Raw genomic sequence first — 7025 nt, 5'->3', positions numbered from 1 at the left:
CGGCCTCGTACACGGTGTGCCGGGGGTTCAGCGAGCCGCTCGGGTCCTGGAGGACCAACTGGACCCGTTTGCGGTACGACTTGAGGGCGCGCGACCGGTACGAGAGCGGCTCCCCGGCGAACGTGACCCGGCCGGTGGTCGGCGGGACCAGGCCGAGCAGGGTGCGCGCGAGGGTGGTCTTGCCGCAGCCGGACTCGCCGACGAGGGCCACGATCTCCCCGGCGCCGATGTCGAGGTCGACGCCGTCGACCGCGCGGGCCGGCGGGGCGCCCCGCCGGCCGGGGAAGGTGACGTTCAGCCCGGCGGCGGAGAGCAGGGGCGGGGAGGTCATGGAGGGCTCCTGGGACAGTGCGGTCACGACAGCGGCTCCGCCGGGACCGGCGCGTCGATCCGGACGCAGGCCGCCCGTCGGCCGGGGGCCGCGTCCCGCAGCGCCTGGTCCTGCTCGGCGCAGAGGTCCAGGGCGACGGGGCAACGGGGATGGAACGTACAGCCGCTCGGCAGCGCCGACGGGTCGGGCGGGTCGCCCGGCAGCCCGCGCGGGGCGCGGCGCGAGGCGGGGTCGCCGATGCGCGGGAAGGCGGCGGAGAGCGCCCGGCCGTACGGGTGGAGCGCGGCGTCGTACACCGCGCGCGCCGGGCCCTCCTCGACGACGCGGCCCGCGTACATGACGGCGAGCCGGTCGCAGGTGTCGGCGAGCACGGCCAGATCGTGGCTGATCATGAGCAGGCTGATGTCCTGGTCGGCGACGAGCTGTTCGATGAGCCGCAGGATCTGCGCCTGGATCATCACGTCGAGCGCGGTGGTCGGTTCGTCGGCGACGATCAGCCGGGGGCCGCAGGCGAGCGCCATGGCGATCATCACGCGCTGGCGCTGGCCGCCGGAGAGTTCGTGCGGGTAGGCGTCGACGCGGGCCGCCGACAGGCCGACCTGCTCCAGCAGCCCGGCCGCTCGGCGGCGGGCGGCGGCCGGGGTGGCGTGCCCGTGCAGCAGCACCGGTTCGGCGATCTGGTCCCCGACGCGGTGGACGGCGTTGAGGGAGTGCATCGCGCCCTGGAAGACGATCGACGCGCCCGCCCACCGTACGGCGCGCAGCCTGCCCCACTTCATGGCGAGGACGTCCTCGCCGTCGAGCAGGATCTGCCCGGACAGCGTGGCCGTGGGGGGCAGCAGCCGCAGCAGCGCGAGGGCGAGGGTGGATTTGCCGCAGCCGGACTCTCCGGCGATGCCCAGCTTGCTGCCCGACTCCAGCGTCAGGTCGAGGCCGCGTACGGCGGGCACGGCCGAGGGGCCGAAACCGTAGGTCACCCGCAGGTCCCTGATCTCCAGCAGCGCGCTCATCGGGAGACCCCCAGCTTCGGGTTGAGCACGGACTCGACGGCCCGGCCGCAGAGCGTGAAGGCGAGCGCGACGAACGCGATGGCGATCCCGGGCGGCGCCAGATACCACCAGTGGCCGGAGGAGACCGCCCCGGCCTCGCGCGCGTCCTGGAGCATGCCGCCCCACGAGACGATGATCGGGTCGCCGAGTCCGAGGAAGGCGAGGGTCGCCTCCGTCAGGATCGCGGCGGAGATGCCGAGGGTGGTCTGCGCGAGCACCAGCGGCATCACATTGGGCAGCACATGGCGCGTCATCACATGCCGGTGTCCGCCGCCCAGAGCCCGCGCGCGCTCGATGTAGGGGCGGGACTCGACGGCGATGGTCTGGGCCCGTACGAGCCGTGCGGTGGTCGGCCAGCTGGTGACGCCGATGGCCAGGATCACCGTCCAGATCGACCGGGACATCACCGTGGCCAGCACGATGGCCAGGACCAGCGTCGGCATCACCAGGAACCAGTCGGTGACGCGCATGATCACGGTGGCGAACCAGCCGCCGTAGTGCCCGGCGACGATGCCCACCAGCGTACCGATGGCCACCGACAGCCCGGCGGCCAGCAGCCCGACCGTCAGCGAGACCCGCGAGCCCCAGACCAGCAGGGAGAGCAGCGAGCGCCCGAACTGGTCCGTGCCGAGGGGGAACCGCGCGCTCGGCGCTTCCAGGGCCGTGCCCGGCGCGGCGGTCACGCTCTGCACGTCACTGCCGACGAGCAGCGGTGCGAACAGGGCCATCAGCGCGATGAGGGAGAGCCCCGCGAGCCCGAACAGACCGCCGCGGTGGGTGCGGTACCGCCGCCAGAAGCGGACCGCCGAGGCGCGGCGGCGGGCGCGGGCGAGCGCGGCGGCCGACTGCGGGGGCGGCGCGGCCGAGGGAGCCGCGGCGGCGGCCGACGCCGTCGGTGGTGTCGGTGGTGTTGGCGGTGTCGGTGGTGTTTTCTCCAGTGTCATCGGCCCACCCGGGGATCGAGCAGCGGATAGAGCAGGTCGGCGAGGAGATTCATCAGGATCATCGCACCGGCGAAGACCACGAAGAGCCCCTGGACGAGCGGCAGATCGGGCACGCTCAGCGCCTGGTAGAACAGTCCGCCCAGGCCCGGCCAGGAGAAGACCGTCTCGACCAGGATCGAACCGGCCGCCACATGGCCGAGATTGATGAAGACCATGGTGACCGTGGGCAGCAGCGCGTTGGGTACGGCGTGCCTGCGGCGCACGAGGTCGTCCCGCAGCCCCTTCGCCCGCGCCGTCGTCAGGTAGTCGCCGCCCATCTCGTCCAGCAGCGAGGACCGCATGACGAGCAGCGTCTGCGCGTAGCCGACCGCGACCAGTGTGATCACCGGCAGCACCATGTGGTGGGCGACATCGAGCACCTGGCCGAAGCCGGTCGAGTCGCCCGACGACATGCCCCCGGTGGGGAACATGCCGGGGATCGGCCCGATGCCCACCGCGAAGAAGATGATCAGCAGCAGTCCGAGCCAGAAGGCCGGCACGGACCACAGGGTGAGCGCCACACCGGTGTTGAGCCGGTCCCCGAGGCTGCCGTTGCGCCAGGCGGAGCGGGTGCCCAGCCAGAGGCCGAGTGTCGAGTAGATCAGGACGGCGACGCCGGTGAGCAGCAGCGTGGCGGGCAGCTTCTCGGCGATCAGCTCGCCGACCGGCGCGTGGAACTGGTACGACATGCCCAGGTCCCCGGTGAGCGCCTTGGCGCAGTAGTCGGTGAACTGCTGCCACACCGGCAGATCGAGGCCGAACTGGCGGCGCAGCGTGGCCAGTTGCTCCGCCGTCGTCGGGGTGCCGTGGGTCATGGCCTTGACCGGGTCGCCCGGGAGGATCCGGAAGAGGAAGAAGCTGGTGACGAGGACGGCGAACAGCGAGACGGCCGCGCCGCCCAGCTTGCCCGCCACATAGAGCGGATACGCGGCCCTGGTGCCGGAGGCGGCGCGGGCGGTCCGGCCGGATGGCTCCGTACCCAGCGGGCCGCCCGCCGCCTCCCGCACCACGCCGGGGGTGCTTGCGCCGCTCATGGGTTATTCACGGTCTTCCGCGGTGGCACGGCGACGCCTCATGAGGAGGCCCCCGGCGGCGGCAGCGACCACGACGACGGCCCCGACGCCGATCAGCACCCCGGTCGAGGAGCCGCCGGACGCGCTGTTCGTGGTCTTGTCGGCGGGGACGGCCGACCACCAGCTCCAGTAGCCGTCCTGGCCCCAGATGTTCCCGGCCGCCTCCGGCATCGTCGTGATCGACTTGATCTGGTCGGTGCGGTACGCCTCGACCGCGTTCGGATACGCCATGACGTTCATGTACCCGGTGTCGTACAGCCGCGACTCCATCCGCTTGACCAGATCCGCCCGCTTGGCGGTGTCGTACTCCGCCACCTGCCGCGCGTAGAGGTCGTCGAACCGCTTGTCGCAGATGAAGTTGTCGGTGGCGCCCGCGTCCTTCGGCGTGGCCGGAAGGGAACCGCACGTATGAATGGAGAGGACGTAGTCGGGGTCCGGGTTGACGGACCAGCCGTCGAAGGCCAGATCGTAGTCACCCGCGAGCCAGGGGTCGGAGACGTTGTCGAGGCACTCGACCTTCAGCCCGATACCGAGCTTCCCCCACCACTCCTGGAGGTACTTGCCGACCGCCTTGTCGTTCGGGTCGGTGGCGTGGCAGAGGATCCGGTAGTCGAGCGGCTTGCCGTCCTTGCCCAGCCGCTTGCCCGCGCTGTTCGTCCGGTAGCCGGCCTTGTCGAGCGTCCGGGCCGCGGCGGCGGGGTCGTACGCGATCCTCTGGCTGTCCGAGGGCTGCCAGAAGTACGACTCGAAGCGCGGCGGGATGTATCCCTGGCCCTCGACGGCGTGTCCCTGGAAGACCTTGTCCACGATCGTCTCGCGGTCGACGGCCTGGAAGAGCGCTCTGCGGATGGCCGGATCCCGCAGCGAGGCCGCGCCGTCGCCGAACTTCTCGCCGTCCTTGGAGCGGGCGCCGGGGTTGGTGGCGAGCGCATAGAAGCGCCGGCCGGGCGCGTCGTTGACCTTGATGTCGTCGGCGTTCTTCAGCGCGTCCGCCTGGGCCGGGGTGAGGTTCGAGGCGAAGGACACCTCGCCCTTCTGGAGCGCGGCCACGGCCGCGTCCCCGTCCTTGTAGTACTTGAAGACCAGCTCGTCGAAGCTGGGCGTGCCGCGCCAGAAGGTCTTGTTCGGCTTCAGCTTGATGTACTGGTCGACCTTGTAGTCCGTGATGATGAACGGACCGTTCCCGACGATCGGGAACGTCTTGTCGTTGTTGAACGTGGCGAAGTCGCCGACCTTCTCCCAGATGTGCTTCGGCACGATCGGCACGTCGAGCGCGGTCATGGTGGCCTGCGGCTTCTTCAACTTGATGACGAGCGTCGTCGCGTCGGGCGCCGTGACCTCGTCGAAGTTGGCGGTGTAGCTGCCGTTGGCGGTGGCCGCGTTCGGGTCCTTCATCATCTTGTCGAACGTCCAGGCCGCGTCCTCCGCCGTCGCCGGCTTGCCGTCGGACCAGGTGGAGTTCTCGCGGATCGTGTACGTCCAGGTGAGCTTGTCCGCCGAGGGCTTCCACGCGGTGGCGAAGCCGGGGACGGCGTGCGCGTCCTTGGGGTCGTAGTTCGTCAGGTACTCGTATGCCAACCGGTGAATGCTGGTGCTGGTCAGCCGCTGCGCCAGGAACGGGCTGAGCGAGTCGACGCTCTGGCTGACCGCGACGGTGAGAACCTGGCTGCCCTCGGCGGCGCTCGCCTGCCGCGGCGCCGGGAGCAGCGGGCCGAGCGGCAGCACGGATCCGGCCGTCAGCGCGGCGGAGGCGGCGCCGGAGAGCAGGATCCGGCGGAGACGGATGCGCGGAGGCCGGCGGGGGCGAGGCTGGGCGGGCTGTCGCGCGGTGCGCGTGGGAACTCTTTCGACCATGGGACGGTGACCTCGTGTTATCACTCGCACGGAGAAGCCGGGCTGCTGGTTCGCCAACTGGTGAAGCGAAGGTTTATCAGCGCTTGTCCGGTCAGTCAACGGTCGTTCAAACCCCGTGTGGTCTGCGGTAATGCGTCGAGGGGCCGCACCGTGGAGACGGTGCGGCCCCTCATTGGTCTCGACCTCTGAAGCGTTACTGCTGAGGCGCTGGCGGTACGGGTGGGGTCTGCTGCGGAGGCCATTCGGCGGGCGGTACGGTGCCCGGCGCGCCCGGCTGATTCTGCTGGCCGGGCTGTCCCGGTTGCCCCGGCTGGCCGGGCTGTCCCGGCTGGGGCTGGCCGGGCTGGCCGGGCTGGGGGTGGCCTTGCGCGGGGTTGGCCTGGGGTGCCGGATAGTGCGGTGGTGGCTGGCCCTGGCCGTGGGCGGGCTGCTGCGGTTGTGGCTGCTGAGGCTGTTGCGGCAGACCGGGCGGCGGCGCCTGCTGCCAGCCCTGCTGGGCGGCCGCGCCCGGCTGCGGTCCGGCGTACTGCTGCTGCGGTGGGTAGGGCGGGCGCTGCTGCGGGGGTTGCTGCTGTGGCTGCTGATACTGCTGCGGCGGGTAGGGCTGGCCGGGCATCGGCTGACCGGGCATGGGCTGTCCCGGGATCTGCTGTCCCGGCATGGGCTGACCGGGCATGGGCTGACCCGGCATCGGCTGACCGGGCATGGGCTGGCCCGGCATCGGCTGGCCCTGGTAGCCGGGCATCGGCGGGGCGAGGTGCGGCGGCGGGTTGCCGTCCGCCGTCCACAGCCCTTGCGCCTGCTGGGCCCGAACGAAGTCCTCGGCCACCAGCGCCGAGAGGTGGAAGTACGCCTCGCGCGTCTTGGGCCGCATCATGTCGAGGTCCACCTCGGCACCGGCCGCCAGATGTTCGTCGAACGGCACCACGACCACGCCGCGGCAGCGCGTCTCGAAGTGCTGCACGATGTCATCGACCTTGATCATCTTGCCCGTCTCGCGGACCCCGGAGATGACCGTCAGCGAGCGCTGCACCAGCTCGGCGTACCCGTGCGCGGAGAGCCAGTCGAGCGTCGTGGAGGCGCTGCTCGCCCCGTCCACCGAGGGCGTCGAGATGATGATCAGCTGATCGGCGAGGTCCAGTACCCCGCGCATCGCGCTGTAGAGCAGACCGGTGCCCGAGTCCGTGAGGATGATCGGATACTGCTTGCCCAGCACATCGATGGCACGCCGGTAGTCCTCGTCGTTGAACGAGGTCGAGACGGCGGGGTCCACGTCGTTGGCGATGATCTCAAGGCCGGAGGACGCCTGAGAGGTGAACCGCCGGATGTCCATGTAGCTGTGCAGGTGCGGAATCGCCTGGACGAGGTCCCGGATGGTGGCCCCGGTCTCCCGTCGCACGCGGCGGCCGAGTGTCCCGGCGTCCGGGTTGGCGTCGATCGCCAGGATCTTGTCCTGCCGCTCGGTCGCCAGGGTCGAGCCGAGCGCGGTGGTCGTCGTGGTCTTGCCGACACCGCCCTTGAGGCTGATGACCGCGATCCGGTAGCAGGAGAGCACCGGGGTACGGATCAGATCGAGCTTGCGCTGCCGCTCGGCCTCCGCCGCCCTGCCGCCGATCCGGAAGCGCGACCCTCCTGACGTGGGACGGCTGCTCTTGGCCTTCGGCTTGTTGTTGCGCAGCAGCCGGTCCGAGGACAGTTCGACGGCCGCCGTGTAGCCGAGCGGCGCGCAAGCTCG

The 7025-nt window shown here is 71.1% G+C and carries 6 protein-coding genes; all 6 read right to left on the bottom strand.

The genetic code is table 11. From position 1 onward, the window contains the following. The coding region (locus DVH02_RS29305; RefSeq protein WP_407697693.1) for an ATP-binding cassette domain-containing protein at positions 1-454 on the bottom strand (454 nt) is incomplete at its 3' end. Continuing rightward, positions 355-1341, bottom strand: a complete 987-nt coding sequence (locus DVH02_RS29300) for an ABC transporter ATP-binding protein (protein WP_114626879.1) — start codon at positions 1339-1341, stop codon at positions 355-357. The genes DVH02_RS29300 and DVH02_RS29305, both read right to left, overlap by 100 nt. After that, complete coding sequence (locus DVH02_RS29295) at positions 1338-2324, bottom strand: ABC transporter permease (RefSeq protein WP_114626878.1); 987 nt, start codon at positions 2322-2324, stop codon at positions 1338-1340. The genes DVH02_RS29300 and DVH02_RS29295 overlap by 4 nt, the downstream gene beginning before the upstream one ends. Further along, positions 2321-3397, bottom strand: a complete 1077-nt coding sequence (locus DVH02_RS29290) for an ABC transporter permease (RefSeq protein ID WP_114626877.1) — start codon at positions 3395-3397, stop codon at positions 2321-2323. Before DVH02_RS29290 ends, DVH02_RS29295 begins: the two co-directional genes overlap by 4 nt. Before the next feature lie 3 nt (positions 3398-3400). Further along, on the bottom strand, positions 3401-5290 hold the full coding sequence (locus DVH02_RS29285; RefSeq protein WP_114626876.1) for an ABC transporter substrate-binding protein: 1890 nt from the start codon (positions 5288-5290) through the stop codon (positions 3401-3403). A gap of 193 nt (positions 5291-5483) precedes the next feature. Continuing rightward, on the bottom strand, positions 5484-7025 hold a 1542-nt coding region (locus DVH02_RS29280; RefSeq protein ID WP_233518530.1), incomplete at its 5' end, for a MinD/ParA family ATP-binding protein.

Origin of the sequence: Streptomyces corynorhini (assembly GCF_003346515.1) — a bacterium.
Lineage (GTDB): Bacteria > Actinomycetota > Actinomycetes > Streptomycetales > Streptomycetaceae > Streptomyces > Streptomyces corynorhini.
The sequence above is the reverse complement of the archived record's forward strand: the minus strand, read 5'-3'. Positions and strand labels throughout refer to the sequence as shown.